This is a genomic window from Rhizobium sp. P40RR-XXII, from assembly GCF_012641405.1.
Taxonomy (GTDB): Bacteria; Pseudomonadota; Alphaproteobacteria; order Rhizobiales; family Rhizobiaceae; genus Rhizobium.
The window spans coordinates 203,730-225,788 of the sequence record NZ_JABAII010000009.1 but is presented as its reverse complement, the minus strand read 5'-3'; the positions used below and the strand labels follow the sequence as shown (position 1 = coordinate 225,788).

Below are 22,059 nucleotides of genomic sequence, written 5' to 3'. Positions count from 1 at the left end.
GACGAGAGTAGTGGTCTGCGCTTGAGATTGATCTGCTGTCATCGGCATGGTTGGCCTCCAGAGAGTTTTCTAGCGACCTCACTCTGCCACCGTGCAGGCCGCTACTCACCCCTGATGGGATCTCAAGAGCATCGGGCGGGTGCTGTTAGGTTCTCCTCAGATTTTGCGCTATGCCAAGTCACGGAAAGTAAAAATTTCTGAATTGCTTTCGGCTTTGGCGGAGGAGCGCACGCGCTAAACAGCTGGAGCGGCGAGGAACGCGCGCCAAAAGATGAGGGATTCGGCGATCTGGCTAGGCCAATATTAGTTCTGGATATGGCGGGGGCTTTGCCCCACCCATTGCACATGCCGCGATAAGACCGTTGTGGCGACTTCAATGTTTCCGCCACGCAACGCCGCAAGGATTGCGCGATGATCGCGGTCGGTGGGTGCCTCCCATTCGGTCCGCCAACCCAAAAACAGGAAGCGTGCGCTTGCAGCGTGCAGGTCGTCGATTGTTTTCAGCAAGCGAGGCATGTTGCAGGAAGACAGAATGATGCGATGGAATGCCCGGTTCGCCTCCTCCCACGCCGACACGTCAACCGCGCGGTCGCCCGCATAGACTGCCGCTTCGGCCTGGTCCAGAATAGCCGTTGTCATGTGAGGTGCGGCGTTGCGGAGCGCCAGCACCTCGAGAGCGGCGCGCATTTCAGCAACTTCGCGAACTTCTTCGAAGCTGAAGCCGGCCACGCGCACGCCCTTGCGGGGCTGACTGATCACCAATCCTTGGGATTCGAGGCGACGGAAGGCCTCACGCACCGGTACATGGCTGGTGCCGGATTCCTCGGCAATATGGTCCTGCCGAAGCTTGGCACCGGCGTCTATCTCTCCCGAGATAATGCGATCGGCGAGCGTCCGGCTTATCCGTACAGCGATAGGATCATCTTTTGCAACGCTCATTGGATTATCATCGGCTTTAAAACGGATGTGCAGCGACTCGATATCTAAGCTTACTTGCCTCCTTGTTGATTCTCCATATCCTTCGTCGATTGTAATTGTTCTACCGCGTCGCCTCATGCCGCAAAGATGACGGCACCGCCCGCCAAACCCGCGCCGGCCGCGGTCATGAGGAGGCGTTCTCCTAGCTTGAACGGTTTGTGATGATTTTCGACGGAAAGGGAAAGCGGAATGGTCGCCGCCGAAGAGTTGCCGAATTCGGCGATCGTGCTGACAAGCTTGCTTTCCTCCAATTCGAGACGGTGGCGAACTGCGTCGCAAAGGCGGAGATTGGCCTGATGCGGAATGAAGCGGTCGATAGCGGAGATTTCTACGTTTGCCTCAATCATCGCCTGGCGCGAGGTTTGCGTCATCAGATCGACGGCTCGTGAGAAAACCTCGCGCCCATCGCGCATCGTCATCAGCACTTGGTCTGCCGCGGTTTCGGGAGAAAAAGGCTTGTTGCTGCCGCCGGACGGGATCGCAATCAGATCATAGCCGCTTCCATCCGAAGCAAGGGCTGCTGATTTGAGGCCGCTTTGCCCGTTTCGGCAAGGGGCAAGCACGACTGCGCCGGCGCCGTCGGCAAACAGAACGGCACTGGCGCGTTCTGCCGGGTTGATCCGGCGGCTGAGAATATTGGCCGCCACGACGAGCACAGCCCGTCCATGCGCGCGCACGAAACTATCCGCCAGCGTCAGTGCGTAGAGGAAGCCCGAACAGGCGCCTGCAAGGTCGATGGCTCCTGAATTTTGCAAACCGAGCTTGTGCGCCAGAAGCGGCGCCGAAGGTGGTAAGAGATGATCCGGCGTCGAAGTGGCAAGCAGGGTCATGGCGATCTCGCCCGGCGCAATCCCGGCATCGTTGAGGGCCATTTTGCCAGCCTCTGCCGCAAGGTCGCTTAACGTATCTCCCTTGCTGGCCCAATGGCGGGATCGGATGCCGGTACGCCTTTCGATCCAACCGGCCTCGAGGCCGAGCCGGCTTTCGATTTCCGCGTTTTGGACGATGCGGGACGGAACCGCGTGACCGAATCCGGCAAGGCGGGAGGAGATAGGCGTCAAGATGCGGTCTCCTTGAGGACGATCGATGCGACGTCGTCGATCGCATCATAAGCGGCCGCGATATCTGCGGCGCTGGTGCAATAGGGCGGCATCAGGTAGACGACATTCCCAAGGGGGCGCACAAGCAGCCCGCGTTCGCGAAACAGCTGGCGCATGCGCGGCCCCACGTCAGCCAGATAGCCGCCGGAGGGTACCGCAAGATCGAGGGCAGCGATCGTCCCGCACTGCCTGACGTTTGCGAACCTGGTGTCGTTCTGGAAGCGTTGGAGATGCTGGTTGTGCTGGGCTGCAAGCGCGGCAATCCGCACGTCCACCGGTTCGTCCTGCCAGATCTGCAGATTGGCGACGGCCGCCGCGCAGGCGATTGCGTTGGCGGTGTAGGAACTCGAATGAAAAAAGGTCTTGCGCCGGTCGAAAGATAGATGCGCCTCGAAAATCTCCGTCGTGCAAAGGGTTGCTGCCAGGGGCAGGGCGCCTCCAGTCAGACCCTTCGATGTGCAGAGGATATCCGGGGTGACGCCTGCCTGTTCGCAGGCAAAGCGTGTGCCGGTGCGACCCCAGCCGGTCATGACCTCATCGGCGATGAACAGGCAGCCAAATCGACTGGCGATTTCCTTGAGCGCGGAAAGCACGGCGCTGCCATAAAACTTCATGCCGCCGGCGCCAAGCACCAGCGGTTCGACCAGAATGGCGGCGACCGTTCCTTTGCGGCAGATCGTTTCGAATGCATCGAGCGTTTCCTGCTCTCGGCCGGGGTCGGGGAAGGGTAGGCGGTCGACGCCGAAGAGCAGCGGCTCGAAGGGCGCATTGAACACGCCACGTTCTCCCGCCGACATGGTGCCGATCGTGTCGCCATGATAGCCGTGTTCCATGACGACAAGCCGGTCACGCGCGACGCCGCGATTGTGGAACGTGCCGAGCGCCATCTTGATCGCCACCTCGACGGCCGTCGATCCGCTATCCGAATAAAAGACATATTTCAGTTCGGAGGGCGCGAAGGCGAGCAGACGTTCGGCGAGGATTTCCGCCGGTTCATGGGTATATTCGGCGAAAATGATTTGGTCATACGCCTCCGTCGCCTCGCAGATTGCCGCCATGATGCCGGGATGGCGATGGCCGTGGGTGATCACCCACCATGACGAGATTGCATCGAGGACGCGATTGCCGTCCTCGTCGAACAGATATGCGCCCTCGGTCGCGACGATGCGCTTCATCGGCGCTTCGAGGGCATGTTGTGTGAAGGGATGCCAGACAGGGGTGAGGGTCATGGGCGTCCCTCCGTCAGGGCGACGATGTCGAAATTTTCGTGGAAAGCGCGACGCAGGGTCTCATTCGTCAGGTTTTCCAACAGCGGCAGCCGGCCCAACACCTCCGCTTGGCCGATGGCGGCGATGGTCGCCTCGGTGTCGGCATTTTCCGCGCCGATGAATGCAACGCCATGGAAAGGAATATTACGGCTGCGCAGCGCCTCAATGGACAACAGCGTGTGATTGATGGTGCCGAGCGACGTTCGGGCGCAGAGAATGACGGGAATGCGCCACCGGGTGAAGACGTCGGCAAAGACGGTGTTTTTCGTAAGCGGGACCATGAGGCCGCCGGCCCCCTCGATGACCAGCGGACCGGTGCCGGCCGGCAGCCCAAGTCTGGCCGGGTCGATCTCCACTCCATCGAGACGTGCCGAAAGATGCGGTGAGACCGGGGCGGAAAGGCGATAGGCTTCCGGCAGCACACGGTCGGCGGGCAGCCCGCTCAGGCGGGCGACGGTGCGGCTGTCTGTTTCCCCTTCCAGTCCGGATTGTACAGGTTTCCAGTATCGCGCATTGAGCGCGCCGGCCAGCGCCGCGGCAAACACCGTCTTGCCGATGCCTGTATCCGTACCGGTTATCACGAAACGGGCGGTCATCTCCTGTGGTCCTCCATGGCGGCACTGAGGCAATCCAGCATGCTCGCAACCTGCTGCGGAATAACGTTGAGCGTGATCGACAGCCGCAGGCGTGCTGTGCCTTCCGGCACGGTCGGCGGACGGATCGCGCGGATGTCGAACCCTTCCGCCTGAAGAGTTTCGGCAATTCGGACCGCGCGCGCATTGTCGCCGATGACGACCGGCTGGATCTGCGATCCGCTTGGCTCCATGCCCAACCGGCTCTTCAATCCGTCGCCGACAAAGGCGACCAGACGTTCCAGGGCATCGCGGCGCTCAGGCTCGTCATCGACCATGCGCAAGGCCTCGCGTACGCCAGCGGCCATGAGAGGCGAGGGCGCAGTGGAATAGATGAAGGCACGGGCGCGGTTAACCAGATAATCGCCAAGCAAACGGGGGACCGCAAGCAAGGCTCCGCAAACGCCCAGCGCTTTGCCGCACGTATGAAGGGCAAGCACATTGTCCCGGCCCTCCAGCACCGCGGTCAGCCCTCTGCCGCCCGCGCCGAAAACACCCGTGGCATGGGCTTCGTCGACCACCAGAAAACCCTGGTGATGGTCGGCCATGTCGGCAAGGGCGGCAAGCGGCGCTCTGTCGCCGTCCATGGAATAGAGGCTTTCGACCGCAATCCAGGGCCGGCCCCGGCCGCCGTTGCCGCGCCAGTTTCGGATCGCCTCGTCGAAGGCGTTCGCGTCGTTGTGGCCGACGCTGACGGCCGCCGCCTTGCTGGCTGCAATCCCCTCGCGCGCGCTCGCATGGATGAGCGCGTCGTGGACGATCAGATCTTGGCGCCGCGGCAAGGTCGAGAAAAGCGCCGAATTGGCGGCATAGCCGCTGCCAAAATACAGCACGCGTTCCGCGCCGAAAAATATGGCGGCTTCGGCTTCCAGCGCTTCATGTTCGGGATGGTTGCCGCGCAGCAGGCGCGAGCCGCCCGCCCCCGCCAGAACGCCGCTTTCCATTGCAGCCATGATCGCGGCTTTGAGGCGTGGTGCGCCCGCAAGAGCGAGAAAATCGTTGGAGGTAAAGTCGATGCCATGCTGCGGTACAAGGCTGCGCAGCCGCGCCTTGCGCCGCAATCCTTCCAGCGTGGCGGCATAATCCGAAAGCATCGTCGTCACACCGCCCGCTCCAGCGGCATGGGAGAAAGGCCGAGGCGGCGGAATAGCGCCGTATCGTGATCCTCGCCGGGATTGTCCGTCGTCAGCAGCGTGTCGCCGACGAAGATGGAGTTGGCGCCCGCGAGGAAACAAAGCGCCTGCATTTCGTCGCTCATCTCGGTACGTCCGGCCGAAAGGCGCAAGTGCGAGGCAGGCATCAGGATGCGCGCCAGTGCGATCGTGCGGACGAAATCGATCGGATCGACAGGTTCAGCGTCCGCAAGCTTCGAACCGGGAATGGGGATGAGCTGGTTGATCGGCACGCTTTCGGGCGGCACGGGCAGGTTGGCCAGCGTCAGCAGCATCGAGATCCGATCATCGACAGTCTCGCCCATGCCGAGTATTCCGCCAGCACAGACCTTGATGCCGGCCATGCGTACGGTTTCCAGCGTATCGAGCCGATCTTCGAAGCTTCGAGTCGTGATGATTTCCGAATAGAAGCGTTCTGACGTGTCGATGTTGTGGTTGTAGTAGTCGAGGCCGGCTTCCGCAAGTTCGCTCGCGTGGGTTTCGGTCAGCATGCCGAGCGTCATGCAGGTCTCCATGCCGAGCCCCTTCACGCCCTCGACCATGGCAACGAGCGTATCCATATCGCGGTCCTTCGGACTGCGCCACGCTGCACCCATGCAGTAGCGTGTCGCCCCCGCATCCTTGGCCTTGCGCGCCTCGGCCAGAACGCGTTCGACCTCCATCAGTTTCGAGGCCTTCAGGCCGGTTGGATAGTGGGCGGACTGGCTGCAATAGCCGCAATCCTCGACGCATCCGCCTGTCTTGATCGATAGAAGTCGGCTCATCTGCACAGCGTTGGCGTCGAAATGCGCGCGGTGGATGGTCTGGGCTCGGAAGAGCAGATCATTGAACGGTAAATTATAGATAGTTTTTGCTTCGTGTGTCGTGATCAGCGGCGCCTTGGCTTCGTTTTCGATGGAGAATGGCTGATTTGCGTTCGGCTTGTTCACGATGATAAGCTCCCTGATAAAATTATAGATAAAAATTACCTATTATCGATAATTTGGCAAGTGTAAATTGGGAGTTCAGAAATTCGTTTGGATTATCAGGCGTTGGTTTCCACGCAGAACGGATGGAGTTGTGTAATCGCGGGCGATGTCACGCTGTTCGCGTAGTTCTCGACGAGACGCTTGTGGCTAGTTTACGCAGTTGCGCGAGTGATGACGTTGCACTGCGGCATGGCGAGGATGCGATGAATATGGGTGACGAGGCTGTGCGTTTCTCGTGCGGCGGCACGAAAAGATTTCTGACTGTTGAAAAGACCGAGATGAAACGCTGCAAGCCTCCGACGGATCGGAGGCCCTGCATCACCCGCTTTCGTTTTCGAAGCGGAACGTGCGAATTCTCCGCGCGATTGTTCAGGCCCTTGTACGATTGATGTTCGACGCGGGGCATAACCTGCCATTTGCTGCTCCGTATGAGCGCAGTTTGTCGGTGACGATGCGCTTGGGCGACGAGGCCCGCTTCTTCAGCAGCCTCACCAGCAATTGCCTGGCAGGTTTGGTATCGCGTCGGGCCTGAACGATCTCGTCGAGAACATGGCCGTCCTGATCAACGGCGCGCGCCAGTAGCATTTCCTCGACCAACCGCAGGCTCAATGGAAACCGGAAGCACAGCCACACCGCATGGGCGATGATCTGCGGGAGAAAGCGGTGGTTCTTGTAACTGTTCGTCGGCTTGCTTATCGAACTCTACTAAACAGCAACCGTTAAACCACTAACAACGTGACAACGACCCTGAAGATCCTTACCCCAGTTTTTCCCACTCCCTGGACAATGTTGTGAGGCTCGAATCTATCAGAGAGGGAGGTATTGGCGAGCATGGAACGCTTGGTGTCTCTATATGGCAGATATAAGTTCGCGGTCATTGTGAGGAGGGAACCTTATGCCCGACGACAACCAGCATCACGTAAGCGTCCGGAGGGGCGGGCATATCGTGTTGATCATCGGCCTGCTTCTGCTGGTGCCTGGTATTGTCGCCTTCGGGCACAGCTTGGGTTTTGCTATGCAGGCACAGCGGGCCGAGGGCATTTTCGAGGGCGCTATCGAGCGCAATACCAGCTATGGGGTCATGTACTATCCGAAGTTCACCTTTCGCACGACGGACGGCCGCGAGGCGTCCTTCACATCCGGCATCGGGTCAACCTCTCAGGTATACGCCCCCGGTTCCAGGCTGGCGATCCTCTACGACCCCGCTCATCCAGACCATGCGCGAGCGGACTCACTCTTCGGCGTCTGGCTTCCGAGTGTCATTCTTCTGCCACCGGCATTCCTTGTCGTCCTAATTGGGACTGTCATCCTGCTCCGCTAGCAGACTATCTAATTTCCCGAAAAAGTTTGGGGGCGTAACGATACGCGCTGCGAGCACAATATAGTGTGTTGTCTGGCGGGAGCGCCCACGGTCGAAGACAGAGGAGTTGTTCAGTCGCTGCTTGTTCCGATCGCCGATGCGTGAGGCGAAATCGATATGGCATGATCCATGCTGTCACTCGCTCTATGGCAAGCACGCCGCAAGTGCTGTAGTCAATTTTGCAACACCTCCAGGGTACGTTAGGTTTTCGAGTTTCTAATGATGGACAGCCAGCGAGTTGATGGTGTCATGGAGTCGCAAGCTCAGTTTCGGTAGAAGGCGATGCGGTTTGTGGACTTGCGGCTTTTAAAGATGTTCAGATCGCGTCTCATGCGGCGCGACGACAATATCTTTGACTCTTACGAGCCTTGGGTCTGTGACGCCTTCGACCGGTTTGAACGTGAGATGGAAGCATTCTGCCGACGGTCTCGTCTTTCGGTGGTAATTTGAATCCGAATCGGCAGTGCTCGGTCCGCAATTCTTAACGCTTGGCCAATCGTTCCGTTTCCGTATGTCGCCTGTCATCGGTGATGTAGCGCTGGTTCGAATCTCATCGCATCAACAGATCCGATTTTGTTGGCTGTGGGTTGTCGTCTTAAAAAGTGGCCCCACAGCCAAAGTGCGGGACGACTGCTTTGCGCCTCCATTTCGGACAGCGGGCGGTTTGAGGGGCCGACTGAAAGAAGCCGTTCCCCTGATCGTATCGCCTCGTCAGCCTCAGCTATAGGCCGAGCTAGGGATACTGCAGGCAGCCGGAATGAGCTGCCTGCAAGGGACCCGACTGGAGCAGCCTTCATGTTTCGGAGAGCCAGCCAGTGGTTCGCGCTGACCGCACCAACCACGTTCTATCTGGATGCCGCCAAGCCGCCGGTTCCTAGCGATGGAGACGAGTTGGCGCTCGATCAGGAACTTCGTTTCGGCCAAGCATGACGCCTTCCCCTACTTTCAGCTAGGTTATGCTTATGGTTGCTGGAACCTAATCGACCGATCTCCGTTTTGTCAGCAGCACCCAAAAAGGAGATCGCAATGCTTTACTACGCTTTGGTATTTCTCGTCGTTGCCCTGATTGCCGGAGTACTTGGATTCGGTGGCATTGCCGGCGCTTCTGCTTCAATCGCCCAGGTTATATTCTTCATTTTCGTGATTTTGTTCGTCGTATCGATCGTGATGCGACTGGTGCGTCGGGTTTAGGCATCCCAGCGGGAATGATGGCATGAGAAGCGCCTATCCCTCACCAGAATGATTACGAGACACCCGGCGTGTCGCGTCGGGTTTCCGCGTTATGTCCCGTGCGCAATCCAGGTCTGTTTCGCTCGCTTTTCGACCTGAAGGCTGTTGCCGATGCAACAATGCTGTTCCCGGCCATCCGGCGACCCTTAACTCCGACTGCAAGTGAACAAGTGGCACATATGATCAACGACCTATGGTACAAGAACGCCGTCATCTACTGCCTGTCCGTTGGTTCCTTTCAGGATACTGACGGCGACGGTGTCGGTGACTTCCAAGGATTGATGCGCCGGATGGACTATCTAGGCGGCCTTGGAGTGACGGCGATCTGGCTCATGCCGTTCCAGACTTCGCCCGGTCGTGACGACGGCTATGACGTTTCGGACTACTACAATGTCGATCCCCGCTATGGCTCGCTCGGCGATTTTGTCGAGTTTACTCATGCCGCCAAGCAGCGGGGCATTCGCGTGCTGATAGACCTTGTCGTCAATCATACCTCGAGCGAGCACGCTTGGTTCAAGTCGGCGCGCTCCGATCCGGACTCACGATACCGAGACTGGTATGTCTGGTCGGAGAAAAAGCCTGCGAATGCAAACAAGGGAATGGTTTTCCCCGGCGTCCAGAAATCAACATGGACCTATGACGAAAAAGCCGCAGCCTACTACTTCCATCGCTTCTACGACTTCCAGCCCGATCTGAACACCGCCAACCCGCTTGTCCAGGCCGAAATCCTCAAGATCATGGGCTTCTGGATCCAACTCGGCGTCTCTGGCTTCCGGATGGACGCCGTGCCGTTCGTCATCGCCGAGAAGGGCGCGGAGGTGACAAAGCCAAGTGAGCAGTATGGCATGCTCCGGCGGTTTCGCGAGTTCCTCCAGTGGCGAAAGGGCGACGCCATCATTCTGGCAGAAGCCAACGTGCTTCCCGAGACCGACTTCGAGTATTTCGGGGACGATGGCGACCGCATGCACATGATGTTCAACTTCCAGGTCAACCAGTCGATGTTCTACGCCCTGGCTTCGGCAGATGCTCGGCCGCTGGTCAAGGCAATCGAAAAGACAAGCGTCCGGCCTGCGACAGCCCAATGGGGCATGTTCCTGCGCAACCACGACGAGCTCGATCTCGGTCGTCTGCCCGAAACGCATCGGCAGACCGTGTTCGATGCTTTCGGTCCCGGCAAAGACATGCAGCTCTACGATCGTGGAATCCGCCGACGGCTCGCGCCCATGCTGGATGGAGATCCGCGACGGATCCGGCAGGCCTATAGCCTGATGTTTTCTTTGCCGGGAACGCCTGTCATCCGCTACGGCGACGAAATCGCGATGGGCGATGATCTGAGCCTCCCGGAACGCAATTGCGCGCGCACGCCTATGCAATGGTCGATCGAGCCGCAAGCGGGCTTTACGAAGAGTTCCAAGCCGGAGCTGCCCGTGATCGTCGACGGTCCATACGGCTACCACCATGTGAACGTCGCCGACCAGCGGCGTGACGCCGACTCCATGCTGAACTGGCTGGAGCGCCTAATCCGGATGCGAAAAGAAGCCCCCGAGATCGGATGGGGAGACTGCGTCTCGCTCGACACCGGCGATCCCGGCATACTCGCACTTCGGTACGACTGGCGGAACAACTCGGTACTGGTCGTGCACAACCTTCATCCTAAGCCGGTCGAGTTCGAACTCCAACTGGATGGGGAGGGGACAGGTGGCAACAAGCTCATTGATATCATGGACGGCGGCAACAGCGAAGCTGACGACAAAGGACGTCACACGCTACTGCTCGATGCTTACGGCTATCGCTGGTATCGCCTCGGTGGCCTGGACTATCTGCTACGCCGATCGGAAGTTTGATGGCGCTTGATGAGGGGAGAAAGGTCGGATGGGCAACATCTAGGCTAATGAAAACGCTATTGCTTTTGCTCTATTGAGCTATGTTTATGCGTCAGAGGTTCGCTCTTCCCGTGTCGGAGGACGTCCTTATAGCAATGTCCCGTTCCCAGACATCGTCGGACGCGACTACGTGCGAAAGGTCAACGAAGACTTCGGCATTGCTACGGCTTTCAAGGTAGATCTGGAAGGAATGGGAAGGACTGACCCGCTTGGCAACGTGACGGTCATGCTATGCCGATTGCAGTGGTCGTCCTGGGCGATGGTGCGAACGGCGCTAGTCGGACCTTGTGTGCTGATCGCGGAACGCCTCGATCTGTTCAGGTTCGTTTTCGTCTAGCTGGGTGATGTCGTTGCGGGCGTCGCCGTGGACGTGGAGAAGTTCGTCAAGCTTGGCGTGGATGGCTTGCGTGTCTCGATGTTCGGCGCGCTGGATAAACAATGTCATGAGCCAGGTGATGAGCGTGGCGAGGCCATGCCATTCCAGGGTCTCGGGACTGAAGAACAGCCAGGACACGCCGTAGATGGCGACGATCGCGAACGCATATGGGCTCGCCGTCCAGGTGCCCAGATCTGTCAACAATGAACGAAATCGCATCGAGCATCTCCGATCTTCGTGAAGATGGAACCCTTGGGACGTGCTTGTGTTCCGACTTTGGAAATCCCGCGAGGTGCAATCGATTTGGCCGGCGAGGAGACGTAGGGTTCGCGAGAGAGCTCATGATCCGCGGAAGGTCGGTCAGCATCACAAATCGGCTATCGCCGCCCGTCTCTCCGGCTTGCGAATGATTGCGATCTGGGGGAGCCGGCGGACGCTTGAACCGAATATCTTCTGTGAAACGGCCCCCAACATCGAACTGTTAGTCGATCTGGACCTTGCTCGGTGTCGTTTGTTTCATGGGCACCGGGCTCTTAACGAGAGTCAGGTGAGAACGCGTTCGGTACGTTTCCGTGTAAATGCGCTGGAGGCCCCTAAAGGCGTTGGTATTCCGGAATGTATGGTAAGGCTCTGCCTCCTACGGTGATCCTTACCGCACCGGAATCCAATTCGGCTAGGTCGCTCGTCATCTGTTCGATGTGAAACATTAGCTTGGCGCGCTGGATCCGCAGGTCTTCCCTCAATCGTCCATCTTTGCTCTCGCGCCACCGCGGACCTTGCACTCATAGTACCAATCAAACAACCAATCATGTCCCGTTGCCGCCGGCGCTCGCGCACCGAAAATCTCTTTTATTTTTTCCTGGGTGTGGAGGTGTGCTCGCGGATTTTGGCTGCAGATGAAGGCTGTTGGGGGAAGCTTACGCGGTCAAGCCCGGTTCTAGCCCCCGGCGCCGGGCGGTGCGTCGTTCTCTAAGTTCTCGGGGTACTGGACAACCTCATTTTCGTCCATATCGATCGCAACACCACTAGCCTTACGCAGTGAGACGCCCGGACCGGACGCAACGCCGCCAGCCTCTAGGAAGGTCACGCCAGCCGTTTCGAGGATGGTGCGGATTGCGGCAACATCATTCTGCATACCGGTCGCCTTGCCTTCGCTTTCTTCCAGGCGTTTCAGCGTCGGCACTGAGATATTCGCAGCGAGAGCGAGCGCTGCTTGCGACATGCCGATGAGCGCTCGAGCGGCCGAAATCTGCCTGCCAGATAGCATTTCGTCATCCTTTAGTTTCAAAGATATCCAAAGGTGTTGAGCAGCGCACCTGGATGCGTCCCCAACAATGGCTATGGCATAAAAGGATGTATTCACGACCAGAGAGGTTGACTGGTCGGCGTACCGCTCCTTGACGCAGGGCGAGATAAACGAGTTCGCACGATCTGCCAGGACGCGAATGGCGCTCGGAGCGTGCCACAAATCCCCTCACCACCATCGAGAATCATTTGACGACGCATCGCGCCCGAGAACGTAGCCAATCGCGAAGGCGAGGACGCCGATCGTAAGGACGATCCCGGTTGCCGTGTGCGGATGCTCAGCAGCGCCGGCGACCACGGCGGTGCTCTCACGGACGACAGCGTCCTTCGCATCCTTTGCGACCTTCCGGGCACCTGTCGGTGGCTCTGCGGGTGTTCCTGTGAAGCCAGCACCGAGTTCGTCAGTCATGATGTTCCTCCTTCTTCTGTGGGAAGGAGAACCCTCGCCGGCGAGGGAAGTTCCAGCGACGTGGCTGGGTGGGATAGGATTTTAGCGGCATCTGCAAAAATCACTCGAAGCGACGCAACCCTAGGCAGTGTGGACTCTTGGGATTCCCAAAGGTGAGCAAATCAGATTCAAGGCTGTCTTTTGGAGGCAGTCATGGGTGTTTTGGATCGTCTGAACCTTCGGGACGAGCAGTGGGAGCGGATATCGCACCATATCATTGGTGACGAGCGCACGCGCGGTTCGTTGGGCCGCGACAACCGCATGTTTGTGGAAGCGGTGCTTTGGATTGTGCGTACCGGCTCGCCCTGGCGTGACCTGCCGGAGGTGTTCGGCGAGTGGAACAGTGTCTTCCGTCGTTTCAGCCGCTGGAGCCGGAAGGGGATCTGGTGGCGCATGTTCGTCGCGATGTCGGACGATCCGGACTTCGAATACCTGATCGTTGATTCCACCATCATTCGCGCCCATCGGCACGCCGCCGGCGCACAAAAGGGGCTGAAGATCAAGCCCTTGGCCGTTCTCGCGGCGGCCTGACCACCAAGATCCACATGGCTGTGCGTGGTCTCGGCTGCCCACAAAGTGAGGAAGACCCTCCAGACCTGGCATAATTGCGGCGAGTACCCGGAAGCGCCAGAGATCGTCCTCGCACGGTATAGATCTCCCGGGTCAGCCCTCAGCGCAACAGATAGGGCCTATTTGGGATCCTCATAGGTATATAGCGCGCACATTTCGGAACTGCTGCGGGGCGCACGCTTGCCGGTGAAGACGGCAATTGCCGTCGTCTCCGATCCATCGGCCCACGATGCGACAAAGGTAACGTCGCCCGAGCCGCAGAGTTGGTTGCCATTTTGCAGTTCCGGATCGGCCGGCTCTTTGACACGATAGACTGAAGCCGGCACCGAGCGGCCATTCGCGTTGAAGTGATCTGCGACGAGATCGGAGAATTCGAGCGTCTCTCCATTTTCGAACTTGATACTGAAATCGTCGAGCCAGACATCGCCGGTGATGCTCATGGCTGTGTTGCTCATCGCCGTATAGTGATCTGCTTGCTGGGCGAATGTCGCAGAGGCGGTGATGATGGTGATGAGGCCGGAAAGGAGGAGGCGGTGCATTTTAATCCTTGAGAAAGTCGCTTGAACGGGCTTGCCTTGCCACCAGCATCGCATCTTTTGCATCAAAAGCAGAGACTCATTTTAGGGCCAGCACAAGAACACTTCAAATCCCGCGCTAACATCGAACGTGGTGCGAACGTCATCGTCCATCCGCCGTCCCTCGATAGCTAGGCTTTACGAAGCTTCGCACGAGATGCCCCTCGGCTTGATCCACCCTTGCGTCCCGTCGGTGCGTTGCGACAAGACTTTCGATGTTTTTCTGTTGAAGCGGTCTGGGCTTGGCAGCAATGGGCGATAGCATCAAGCTCGATCGAGACCTGGGTTGTGTGATCAATTCGGCAAATCAATAGCGGCTCTTGCTCGCCGTTACGTAGAGAAGCATTCGCCGTCAAGAATAGCAAATCACCCCAGAAATGAACCACGAAAATATCCGGTACCTTCTATTTGCGGATTGGAGCGAAACCATTTTGCCAAGTTTGAAGTGGAAGCGACAATCCGGGCAACGACCTGAGGGTTTCGGCGGAGCTTCCGTTTCGCTAAACGTAGATTCTCCGTTCCGTCCAAGCCGGGGTTGGAGGCTTTGTAACCAAGCACTTAATCACTTTACCCGCTAATGAAGGAATTGCCGTGAACAGACTTCAGCTGACAACCATGACCCTCGCCACCATGCTTCTGACCACCGCGTCCGTCGATGCTGCCGATTTCTCCGTCACGCCGCTGAAAGACGGCGACAGCTTTATCGGTTGCCTGGCTCAGAATACCGCGACAGGCGTCGGCTTTCTTGCCGTTGGCGACAAGGTCGCACTATTTGCCAATTCTTCGAAGTTCACTTTCGCCAAAGGCGATCAGGTAAGTGGCTCCTGGTCGGTCGATGGCGGCACGGCCACGAATTTCTCGTCGACTGCTGATACCGCAGCAACGGCAACGATCGACGTCCCGAACACGACCGAAGCCGTTGCGGCGCTGACCAGCGGCAAGTCGCTGAGCCTGACCGCCAACAGCACCACCGTCGATTTCAGCCTCGAGGGGGGCGAGAAGGCCTTTGTAGGCCTGTCCGAGTGTATGACCACCCAGTTGGCGCCGACCGCTAACTAAGCCGTACCCATTTGCGACTGATATGGCGGGTATTATGTTGCCCGCCATATCTATGTCAGCCGAACCTCCGAAAAGTCTTCAACGACGGCGAAAGACTTAGATGCGAGGACAATTCAAAGTAAGCCGGTAACCACCTCGCAGAGCAAGCGCTTATGCGCACTTCTTTACGTGCCCTTGGCGAAAATCTGTCAACCAAAATTCCCCCACTTGCCTGAAAGGTAGAAGTAGCAGGTTTGACGTCGCCTCGCATCTGTTGCCTGGGAGGCACGGAGAGGCCGGGCAGTCATAACTATAGATGACGTTGCCAAGTAGCTCCGAGTTAAAGATAGGATGCCAGAAGTTTGTAAGCGGAGCATTGCATTTTTCTGCGGCCAGAGAGGCATGCAGAATGTCGCCATGAGTTTTCAAGCTTTCCGCGATCTAGTCCAGCATTTGTACGGCGTTGGTCTCTCCCGCTATGGGGTGGGGGACAATCCGTACGACGGCCGATACCATCGCAGGGATGATGATCATGTTGCAGCAGGATCGATCGGCCAAGCGCCTGCGGATTTAGCAGTAGTTTATATTTTATGAGCAAGGTAATATTCAAATTGATAGTATCAATGATGTAAATTCGAGCGGATGCCGCTGTCTTGTTTTCCGTGTTTAGCTAAAGGAAATTAGATAAATCTGGTTGGTATAAAATAAACGCAGAATTTTTTCTGTCGAGAGGCGCAATATTATCAATTTTTTGACGGTTTCCGAGCAACTATCAATAGTTTGAAAATATTGCAATCGAGTGACATCATGAAAAAACTTCTTTTTACATTCGAGGGCCGCATCAACCGCCAGAAGATGTGGTTCGCGGTATTTATTCACATTATCGCCGCTGCCGTTGTTGGCCTTGTTTTCACGCTCCTTTGGTCCGTGATTCCCGGCTCCATCAGCGAGGACGGCACGTACCACGTCGAAGGGGCCGTAGCCATTCCCTACATCGTCCTTAGTCTTGCCTACATTATCTTCAGCGTTTGGTCGGGTCTTGCCGTCGCCGTCAAGCGACTACATGACCGTAACAAGTCTGGCTGGTTCTTCTTAATCCAATTCGTCCCGCTGATTGGTAGCATCTGGTATCTGGTGGAGGTCCTGCTTCTAAAAGGCACCACGGGCACGAACCGTTTTGGCGAGGACGCGATCGCCGCCTAATGCGCCCAAAGCACAATTAGAGCATTCGAACGATGTGAAACTCAGGCCAAAAGCGATGCCGGGACTGCCCGGCACCGCTTTTTTGTGTGCGCCAGGCATGGCGCGTGGTGCGAGAGCACCGTTTGGCCGGGATGGTATCCGGTTGAAGACTTGGAGGTGAAAGTCCTCTGCAGGCCCTGGTGATGGGAACTGCTAGCCGAACAACAAGGGCGTCGTTGCAAGGCGAGGTCTGAAGGAAGTTGTAAGCAAAGTGCCGGCCTGACGAACAGGAAACGCATATGAGGCGACCGCATCCGGACGAAGGCGCACAAATGCCTGAAGTCCAATATCACCCGGAGGATGCGGCCGTAGATGCGACAGGTATATGGCACGAAGGTCACGCGTCTTACCCTGGGAGACCTGCCGACCTGCCCCTGGTTTCGGGTGTGCTACCGGCGTCGCGAGGCGTCGGGATGGGGCGGCAGGGGTCAGCAGAAGCCGTATTAGCCGACCAAGCGGTGAAGGGCCGAACTTGAGTGCCGGACGGAGGCCGGTCTTTCGATGGTGAGGACAGACGCAGAAGACGGGGCTGGGATGCCCCGTGCCCAAGCTGAGAGCAGCGGCCGGAAGCCGCGACGGCAGGCATTGGGTGCATCAGACACCACGGCAGGGCCGCGATCCTCTCGACCGGAGGCGAATGAGCGACTGATGGAGGCGATCCTCAGCCGCGAGAACATGATGGCGGCTTACCGCCGGGTGGTGGCGAACAAGGGTGCGCCAGGTATCGATAAGATGTCTGTCGAGCAATTGAAGCCATACCTTGCGGAGCATTGGCCGCGCATCAGAGAAGACCTGCTGGCGGACTGCTACAGACCGGCGCCAGTGCGTGGGTGGAAATCCCCAAGCCTGGCGGCAAAGGGATGCGGCAATTGGGCATCCCGACGGTCCTGGACCGACTCCAGCAGGCGATGCATCAGGTGCTGATGCCGATCTTCGACCGGACTTCTCTGCTTCCTCCTACGGCTTTCGGCCGGGGCGGAGCGCCCATGACGCGGTTCTCGCCGCCCGGTCTTATGTGGCCGGCGGCCGTCGCTTTGTGGTCGATCTTGATTTGGAGAAGTTCTTCGACCGAGTGAACCACGATGTCTTGATGGCACGCGTGGCACGCAAAATCGGAGACAAGCAGGTGCTGCGGTTGATCCGCCGCTACCTGCAGGCTGGGCTGATGACGGGCGGGATCGTAACGGCACGCAACGAAGGCACGCCGCAAGGCGGTCCACTCTCGCCGCTGATGTCAAATATCCTGCTCGACGATCTCGACAAGGAATTGGAGCGGCGCGGTCATGCCTTCTGCCGCTACGCCGACGACTGCAACGTCTATGTGCGTTCGCAGCATGCCGGCGAGCGGGTCATGGCCCCGCTCACCTGCTTCCTTACCGAACGGCTGAAGCTAACGGTCAATGGCGCGAAGAGTGCCGTGGACCGTCCATGGAGGCGCATCTTCCTCGGCTACACCATGACCGCCCACAAGGCACCGCGTCTGCGGATCGCGGCGTCGAGCGTGGCGCGGTTCAGGGGCAAGCTGAAGGCTGCCTTCCGTGCCGGGCGCGGTCGCGCCCTTGGCGCCACCATCAAAGACCTCACCCCGGTCCTGCGTGGCTGGATTGCTTACTTCCGGCTGACCGACAGTAAGGGGATTCTCGAGGACCTTGATGGCTGGCTGCGGCGCAGGTTGCGCTGCATCCTGTGGCGGCAATGAAAGAAACCGGCCACGCGCGCCACGCGCTTGAGGCAACGAGGACTGACGGAACAGCGTGCCCGTGACTCAGCGGGGAACGGCCACGGCCCCTGGTGGAATGCCGGGGCCAGCCACATGAATGACGCCTTCCGAAAAGCCTTCTTCGAACAGCTGGGGCTAGTCTCACTCCAACAGGAACTCCGACGCCTAAACCACGCTCGATGAACCGCCGTGTACGGAACCGTTCGCACGGGGGTGTGGGAGGAGGGATGCCGCAAGGCTCCCTCCTACCCGATTCAGTTGCAGTCCGAGGCCACAATCTTGCAGCTGTCGCCATCGCAGCCTTGGATCGACTGCTCCTCTGCCTTCTTCTTCGTCGGAGCCTTACCCCAGCCGATCGACTTGCCGTCCGACGCCAGCGCTCCGCACTGTTCGTAGGTCATTGCGAGTGTGCAGTCTTTGCCACCTTCTTCGTTGCAGAACTTCATGGCATAGTCGGAAGCTTCCTTCTCCGTATCACCGCCGCCGACGCCGTAATAGGGCTCCTTGCTCTTATCCGATGAATCAACTGCAAATGCGCCCCACTTGCTGTCGCCAGCGAGCGCGCCACCGGCAACAGCGGCCGTGGCGAAGGCGGTAAGAAACACAATCCTAACAATGCTTTTCATAATGGTGACGATCCCTTGAAGACGTTCCACCCGCCACATGACCGATGGAACGTATATCTGATAGCCCATACTTCGCCGTCTTCAATGGGACCCGGATAATTTTTGGAACGACTTTTCGCGCGATAAGAAGAGTGACCTGCCGCGGAACTTTCACCAAGCAGCGACTAAACACCTTATGTGTCCCGGCGCGCCGCGTTACGGCAACTCAATTGTGATCGTCGTTCCGTCGGTCAGATCGGTCTGCGAGATTCCCAACAAAAGATAGCCCGCGTTAGCCGCTGGCTTGGGGTAAGGCCAATCCTTATATGCGATTGCTTCAATAATGTCCTTGCCAGGAATTTTGATCTTAGCGCATAGCGCTTTACCTAAGGGAAGGTTACACCGTCCCTTCAGGATTACTGTTGCGCCGACCGTGCTGTCCATCGAAAATACTCCCAGGATTGGTCGCATGCTGTGCGGATCTTTTTGCATGTTGGTAGATTAACCCTCTTCTTCCGAAATCGCCCGCGGAGAGACACCAGCATGTCGTGAATTAATTCAGGAAGATTTGCGATTGTGCCGCGTATTTGAGGTAATTCGCCCTAACAGGCTGCAGTCTGCGGGCAGGGCCAAGTCAAGAGATCAAGCATTGGCTGGCGGCGACGCCATTCTATGAGGCGTCGATGCCGGAGGCCCTCCAGGACGAACCGAAGTCGCGTGGCGTATTCTTGACGCAAACCCGGAAATGAAGGAACCGCAAGACAAAAGCCGTTTAGTTTCATCACGTCTTGATACGGATCCGGATCAGTTCGACTCGTTGACTAACCGCATATTTAACCCGTCAATAGTGCGGATAGTCGGGCCCGAGTGCGGGGCCGAGCACGGTGGTCGGGTTGACTGCGGCAAGCTCCATTCCATTGCCCACGCGTGCGCGGAACTCCCACGAAGCACGTTCCGCGAGCGTCTTGGAGCGCTGGTTGGGCGCAACATTGCCGGTCAGGTCGCTTGGTCGCGCCTTGGCCTGCCAAATCGAACTCGAGGGCGCAAGCTTAAGGAGTGCAGGCTGATGTCCGCCGCTTCCCTCGGTGTCGATCGCGAGATAGTTGCAATCTTCAGTTCTCAATCTATGACCATCCAACGTCGGCTCGACCGTGCTGTCTGAATTTGTGAGGATCTGTTTGTCGTGTAGCTTGAAGCCAAGTCCGTGTTGCAGATAATATCTAGGTGGTTCGTCCAATCCAACCGTGCTCACCGCATTTTCCATTATTTCGAACGGAGCATCTTCCGGTCGATCTTCTTCAGCATGGCTGGAATGTCGATATCGCTGAGTCGTTTGTGAGCAGCTTTGCAAATGCGCTATTGGGTTGAGCCAAATCTGTTCTAGCCGGCAATTTGCTTCTATCCCACTTGCGACCAATCGATCGTCACATGTCCATCCGCGATTCTTGACCTGAATCAAGGAAGCCAACGACGTATTGCCGGATGATCGAGCTATCGCCGTATGGAAGGCAGATCAGCAAACTCGTTCAATGGCGAACGCAATTCAACGTCATCATCCGACGCTTCGGCTGATCAGGGATAAGGAGCCGCACACATGGCCGCCGACCGCCGCGGGTTCGCATGGATGAACGCAGTGCTGACCATGCTGGTCGCATTCGCGCTTCTCCTTGTGCCAGCGGCAGGCATGCAGGCGACACCGTGCCATGAGCAGCTGGATCACACACAACGCTCCAGCCTCGTGCAGTCTCCCGTTTTGGAGAACGCCCAGATTTCATTTCAGGGCCGTTTTCATACATCCGACCATAATGGCTGCTGCGTCGCTCAGTGCACCTTCTGCGTCGTCCTGGCGGTCGTCGATAGGGAGGATGCTCCCGCTGCCATGGGTTCCTTCCTCCGTTTTGCATGGGCTGACCAGACTGGCAGCGGTCTGGCGCTTCCGCCCATGCTTGGTCCTCCTCGTCTTTCGGTCTGAAGGTGCCGCGGGCCGCACCATAGCGGCGCCCGGTCGATTCCATGGGCCTCCCTTCGGACGCCCAAGACCAATGGTCGGCATTGCCCGACCTCGACCCAAGGATCAATACAATGAACCGCCGTGATTTTCTCAACGGCCTGATGGTTGGCGCGGCAGCGCTCGTCACATCGGCCGCTCTCCGTCCCATCCGCACCTTTGCGCAGGACGCCCAAACCCCATCCGCACAGGAAGCGTCCAGTATTCTCTCCGTCGGATATAGGACCATCGATGTAAAAGGCAGGTCCGCTCGTGTCTTCGGTGTTCTCCAGCCCGACGGAACGCCAGGACTGACACTGGACGCCGGAACCGAATTCGACGTCGGGCTGGTGAACGCCATCAATGAACCGACTCTGATCCACTGGCACGGGCTGACGCCCCCTTGGGCGACCGACGGCGTGCCGGACAATCCGGCCGCATTGTTGACGCCGTCGGAAACCCGTCGTTACGCCTTTCCGGTCGGCACGGGTGGCACGCACTGGATGCATGCGCATACGCTGCAGGAGCAGACCCTGCTCGCCGCTCCACTCATCGTACGGACTGCGGACGATAAAAGGCGGGACGAGCAGGAGGTCGTCGTTCTGCTCCACGATTTTTCCTTCTTACCGGCGGAGGAGCTGCTAGCGAAGGTGAAGGGAAGTGCCGCGCACGGCGCCATGCCGATGAACCACGGTTCGATGCAGGGCATGGCCGGCATGCAGCATATGATGTCCGGCAAGGACCTGTCAGACATGGGGATGTCGGGAATGGCGGCTATGGACCTCAATGACATCGACTACGACGCTTACCTCGCCAATGACCGGACGTTCGATGATCCTGAAATCGTCAGGGTCGAGAAGGGCGGTCGGATCCGCCTCCGCATCATCAACGGCGCTACCGCGACCGCCTTCACCATCGACACCGGCCGCCTCTCCGGGGAACTGATCGCTGTCGACGGCCAGGGCGTGCAGCCGGTCACCGGAACGTCCTTTCCCATTGCCATGGGCCAGCGCCTCGACATTCGCCTCAACCTTCCAAAGGAAGGTGGGGCGTTTCCAATCCTCGCGCTTCGTGAAGGCGCTACGGAACGAACGGGCGTCGTCCTTGCCACCGGTGGCGCGGCCATCCGCAAGATCGCGGTCGAAGGCGATGCGAAGGGACCGGTTCTCGGCCTCGATCTGGAACAGCGGCTGCGTCCAATCAGCCCGCTGGCGGCACGTCCGGCAGATCGCCGCTTTCAACTGTCGTTGACAGGCGATATGGCCGCCTACACCTGGGGCATTAACGGGGCGGACAGTCTCGTCGTCAAACGCGGCGAGCGAATCGAGATCGCGATCGCCAACATGTCGATGATGGCGCATCCGATGCACCTGCACGGCCACCATTTTCAGGTGATCGATATCAACGGAATACCGGTCGCGGGCGCAGTCAGGGACACCGTTCTGCTGCCGCCGATGGCGAGCGTCATCCTGGCCTTCGACGCCGACAATCCCGGCCACTGGCCGCTTCATTGCCATCACCTGTATCACATGGCGACGGGGATGATGGCTTTTGTGACCTACGACGGCCTTGGCTGACGCGATTCCGGTGACCGCGAAGCCC

At 58.4% G+C, this 22,059-nt stretch carries 21 protein-coding genes and 3 pseudogenes; 10 read left to right on the top strand and 14 right to left on the bottom strand.

The window, feature by feature from the left end; genetic code table 11:
* Positions 1 to 303 precede the first annotated feature (303 nt).
* From HGP16_RS19455 to HGP16_RS19425, 7 genes and pseudogenes are all read right to left on the bottom strand, one after another.
* The gene (locus tag HGP16_RS19455) at positions 304 to 939 is read right to left on the bottom strand and encodes a GntR family transcriptional regulator (protein WP_168841632.1); all 636 of its coding nucleotides are present in this window, start codon (positions 937 to 939) and stop codon (positions 304 to 306) included.
* A 113-nt stretch (positions 940 to 1,052) separates the two neighbouring features.
* Positions 1,053 to 2,039 carry a beta-ketoacyl-ACP synthase III gene (locus HGP16_RS19450; protein ID WP_168841631.1) on the bottom strand — a complete coding sequence of 329 codons (987 nt, stop codon included), beginning with the start codon at positions 2,037 to 2,039 and terminating at the stop codon, positions 1,053 to 1,055.
* A complete protein-coding gene (locus tag HGP16_RS19445; protein ID WP_168841630.1) occupies positions 2,036 to 3,307 on the bottom strand; it encodes an adenosylmethionine--8-amino-7-oxononanoate transaminase in 1,272 nt (423 codons plus the stop codon). Before HGP16_RS19445 ends, HGP16_RS19450 begins: the two co-directional genes overlap by 4 nt.
* On the bottom strand, positions 3,304 to 3,942 hold the full coding sequence (bioD, locus tag HGP16_RS19440; RefSeq protein ID WP_168841629.1) for a dethiobiotin synthase: 639 nt from the start codon (positions 3,940 to 3,942) through the stop codon (positions 3,304 to 3,306). Before bioD ends, HGP16_RS19445 begins: the two co-directional genes overlap by 4 nt.
* Entirely contained in the window at positions 3,939 to 5,072 is a 1,134-nt protein-coding gene (locus HGP16_RS19435) for an 8-amino-7-oxononanoate synthase (protein ID WP_168841657.1), read from the bottom strand. The genes bioD and HGP16_RS19435 overlap by 4 nt, the downstream gene beginning before the upstream one ends.
* A gap of 5 nt (positions 5,073 to 5,077) precedes the next feature.
* Complete coding sequence (bioB, locus tag HGP16_RS19430) at positions 5,078 to 6,046, bottom strand: biotin synthase BioB (RefSeq protein WP_312867328.1); 969 nt, start codon at positions 6,044 to 6,046, stop codon at positions 5,078 to 5,080.
* Between the two features lie 224 nt (positions 6,047 to 6,270).
* Positions 6,271 to 6,839, bottom strand: a pseudogene (locus HGP16_RS19425) (IS6 family transposase); the annotation flags it as partial.
* Positions 6,840 to 7,013: 174 nt separating this feature from the next.
* Here HGP16_RS19425 and HGP16_RS19420 point away from each other — a divergent pair.
* The 4 genes from HGP16_RS19420 (at position 7,014) to HGP16_RS19410 (ending at position 10,552) form a co-directional block, all read left to right on the top strand.
* Positions 7,014 to 7,439 carry a DUF3592 domain-containing protein gene (locus tag HGP16_RS19420; RefSeq protein ID WP_168841628.1) on the top strand — a complete coding sequence of 142 codons (426 nt, stop codon included), beginning with the start codon at positions 7,014 to 7,016 and terminating at the stop codon, positions 7,437 to 7,439.
* 834 nt (positions 7,440 to 8,273) lie between these two features.
* Positions 8,274 to 8,408, top strand: a complete 135-nt coding sequence (locus tag HGP16_RS34430) for a hypothetical protein (protein WP_281408231.1) — start codon at positions 8,274 to 8,276, stop codon at positions 8,406 to 8,408.
* Between the two features lie 96 nt (positions 8,409 to 8,504).
* Entirely contained in the window at positions 8,505 to 8,669 is a 165-nt protein-coding gene (locus HGP16_RS19415) for a DUF1328 domain-containing protein (protein ID WP_168841627.1), read from the top strand.
* 218 nt (positions 8,670 to 8,887) lie between these two features.
* The gene (locus tag HGP16_RS19410; protein WP_168841626.1) at positions 8,888 to 10,552 is read left to right on the top strand and encodes an alpha-amylase family protein; all 1,665 of its coding nucleotides are present in this window, start codon (positions 8,888 to 8,890) and stop codon (positions 10,550 to 10,552) included.
* Positions 10,553 to 10,865: 313 nt separating this feature from the next.
* Here the strand turns inward: HGP16_RS19410 and HGP16_RS19405 are convergent, their stop codons facing one another.
* From HGP16_RS19405 to HGP16_RS19395, 3 genes are all read right to left on the bottom strand, one after another.
* The gene (locus HGP16_RS19405; RefSeq protein ID WP_168841625.1) at positions 10,866 to 11,186 is read right to left on the bottom strand and encodes a low affinity iron permease family protein; all 321 of its coding nucleotides are present in this window, start codon (positions 11,184 to 11,186) and stop codon (positions 10,866 to 10,868) included.
* 718 nt (positions 11,187 to 11,904) lie between these two features.
* On the bottom strand, positions 11,905 to 12,234 hold the full coding sequence (locus tag HGP16_RS34710; RefSeq protein WP_168841624.1) for a helix-turn-helix domain-containing protein: 330 nt from the start codon (positions 12,232 to 12,234) through the stop codon (positions 11,905 to 11,907).
* Between the two features lie 207 nt (positions 12,235 to 12,441).
* Positions 12,442 to 12,681: a hypothetical protein gene (locus HGP16_RS19395; RefSeq protein ID WP_168841623.1), complete on the bottom strand. Its 240-nt coding sequence runs from the start codon at positions 12,679 to 12,681 to the stop codon at positions 12,442 to 12,444.
* 192 nt (positions 12,682 to 12,873) lie between these two features.
* Between HGP16_RS19395 and HGP16_RS19390 the strand changes: the two are divergent.
* Positions 12,874 to 13,292, top strand: a pseudogene (locus tag HGP16_RS19390) (IS5 family transposase); the annotation flags it as partial.
* 117 nt (positions 13,293 to 13,409) lie between these two features.
* Here the strand turns inward: HGP16_RS19390 and HGP16_RS19385 are convergent.
* The gene (locus HGP16_RS19385; RefSeq protein WP_246705568.1) at positions 13,410 to 13,829 is read right to left on the bottom strand and encodes a hypothetical protein; all 420 of its coding nucleotides are present in this window, start codon (positions 13,827 to 13,829) and stop codon (positions 13,410 to 13,412) included.
* A gap of 627 nt (positions 13,830 to 14,456) precedes the next feature.
* Here HGP16_RS19385 and HGP16_RS19380 point away from each other — a divergent pair.
* From HGP16_RS19380 to HGP16_RS19370, 3 genes are all read left to right on the top strand, one after another.
* Positions 14,457 to 14,924 carry a hypothetical protein gene (locus tag HGP16_RS19380; RefSeq protein WP_168841622.1) on the top strand — a complete coding sequence of 156 codons (468 nt, stop codon included), beginning with the start codon at positions 14,457 to 14,459 and terminating at the stop codon, positions 14,922 to 14,924.
* A 786-nt stretch (positions 14,925 to 15,710) separates the two neighbouring features.
* Positions 15,711 to 16,106 carry a DUF805 domain-containing protein gene (locus HGP16_RS19375; RefSeq protein ID WP_168841621.1) on the top strand — a complete coding sequence of 132 codons (396 nt, stop codon included), beginning with the start codon at positions 15,711 to 15,713 and terminating at the stop codon, positions 16,104 to 16,106.
* 865 nt (positions 16,107 to 16,971) lie between these two features.
* On the top strand, positions 16,972 to 17,844 hold the full coding sequence (locus HGP16_RS19370) for a group II intron reverse transcriptase/maturase (protein ID WP_312867326.1): 873 nt from the start codon (positions 16,972 to 16,974) through the stop codon (positions 17,842 to 17,844).
* A gap of 275 nt (positions 17,845 to 18,119) precedes the next feature.
* Here the strand turns inward: HGP16_RS19370 and HGP16_RS19365 are convergent, their stop codons facing one another.
* The 3 genes and pseudogenes from HGP16_RS19365 to HGP16_RS19355 all read right to left on the bottom strand — a co-directional run.
* Entirely contained in the window at positions 18,120 to 18,560 is a 441-nt protein-coding gene (locus HGP16_RS19365) for a DUF4189 domain-containing protein (protein WP_168841654.1), read from the bottom strand.
* 126 nt (positions 18,561 to 18,686) lie between these two features.
* Positions 18,687 to 18,914 carry a hypothetical protein gene (locus HGP16_RS19360; protein ID WP_168841620.1) on the bottom strand — a complete coding sequence of 76 codons (228 nt, stop codon included), beginning with the start codon at positions 18,912 to 18,914 and terminating at the stop codon, positions 18,687 to 18,689.
* Positions 18,915 to 19,317: 403 nt separating this feature from the next.
* Positions 19,318 to 19,476: pseudogene (locus HGP16_RS19355) on the bottom strand (aldehyde reductase); the annotation flags it as partial.
* A gap of 588 nt (positions 19,477 to 20,064) precedes the next feature.
* Between HGP16_RS19355 and HGP16_RS19350 the strand changes: the two are divergent.
* The gene (locus HGP16_RS19350; protein WP_168841488.1) at positions 20,065 to 20,442 is read left to right on the top strand and encodes a hypothetical protein; all 378 of its coding nucleotides are present in this window, start codon (positions 20,065 to 20,067) and stop codon (positions 20,440 to 20,442) included.
* A 110-nt stretch (positions 20,443 to 20,552) separates the two neighbouring features.
* Complete coding sequence (locus HGP16_RS19345) at positions 20,553 to 22,034, top strand: multicopper oxidase family protein (protein WP_168841619.1); 1,482 nt, start codon at positions 20,553 to 20,555, stop codon at positions 22,032 to 22,034.
* Positions 22,035 to 22,059 lie beyond the last annotated feature (25 nt).

Bases quoted from the DNA above. Each gene is read 5' to 3' on its own strand.
- HGP16_RS19455 (WP_168841632.1), bottom strand. From the start codon at position 939: ATGAGCGTTGCAAAAGATGATCCTATCGCTGTACGGATAAGCCGGACG.
- HGP16_RS19445 (WP_168841630.1), bottom strand. From the start codon at position 3,307: ATGACCCTCACCCCTGTCTGGCATCCCTTCACACAACATGCCCTCGAA.
- bioD (WP_168841629.1), bottom strand. From the start codon at position 3,942: ATGACCGCCCGTTTCGTGATAACCGGTACGGATACAGGCATCGGCAAG.
- HGP16_RS19435 (WP_168841657.1), bottom strand. From the start codon at position 5,072: ATGCTTTCGGATTATGCCGCCACGCTGGAAGGATTGCGGCGCAAGGCG.
- HGP16_RS19420 (WP_168841628.1), top strand. From the start codon at position 7,014: ATGCCCGACGACAACCAGCATCACGTAAGCGTCCGGAGGGGCGGGCAT.
- HGP16_RS34430 (WP_281408231.1), top strand. From the start codon at position 8,274: ATGTTTCGGAGAGCCAGCCAGTGGTTCGCGCTGACCGCACCAACCACG.
- HGP16_RS19415 (WP_168841627.1), top strand. From the start codon at position 8,505: ATGCTTTACTACGCTTTGGTATTTCTCGTCGTTGCCCTGATTGCCGGA.
- HGP16_RS19410 (WP_168841626.1), top strand. From the start codon at position 8,888: ATGATCAACGACCTATGGTACAAGAACGCCGTCATCTACTGCCTGTCC.
- HGP16_RS19405 (WP_168841625.1), bottom strand. From the start codon at position 11,186: ATGCGATTTCGTTCATTGTTGACAGATCTGGGCACCTGGACGGCGAGC.
- HGP16_RS34710 (WP_168841624.1), bottom strand. From the start codon at position 12,234: ATGCTATCTGGCAGGCAGATTTCGGCCGCTCGAGCGCTCATCGGCATG.
- HGP16_RS19395 (WP_168841623.1), bottom strand. From the start codon at position 12,681: ATGACTGACGAACTCGGTGCTGGCTTCACAGGAACACCCGCAGAGCCA.
- HGP16_RS19385 (WP_246705568.1), bottom strand. From the start codon at position 13,829: ATGCACCGCCTCCTCCTTTCCGGCCTCATCACCATCATCACCGCCTCT.
- HGP16_RS19375 (WP_168841621.1), top strand. From the start codon at position 15,711: ATGAAAAAACTTCTTTTTACATTCGAGGGCCGCATCAACCGCCAGAAG.
- HGP16_RS19365 (WP_168841654.1), bottom strand. From the start codon at position 18,560: ATGGGCTATCAGATATACGTTCCATCGGTCATGTGGCGGGTGGAACGT.
- HGP16_RS19360 (WP_168841620.1), bottom strand. From the start codon at position 18,914: ATGGACAGCACGGTCGGCGCAACAGTAATCCTGAAGGGACGGTGTAAC.
- HGP16_RS19350 (WP_168841488.1), top strand. From the start codon at position 20,065: ATGGCCGCCGACCGCCGCGGGTTCGCATGGATGAACGCAGTGCTGACC.
- HGP16_RS19345 (WP_168841619.1), top strand. From the start codon at position 20,553: ATGAACCGCCGTGATTTTCTCAACGGCCTGATGGTTGGCGCGGCAGCG.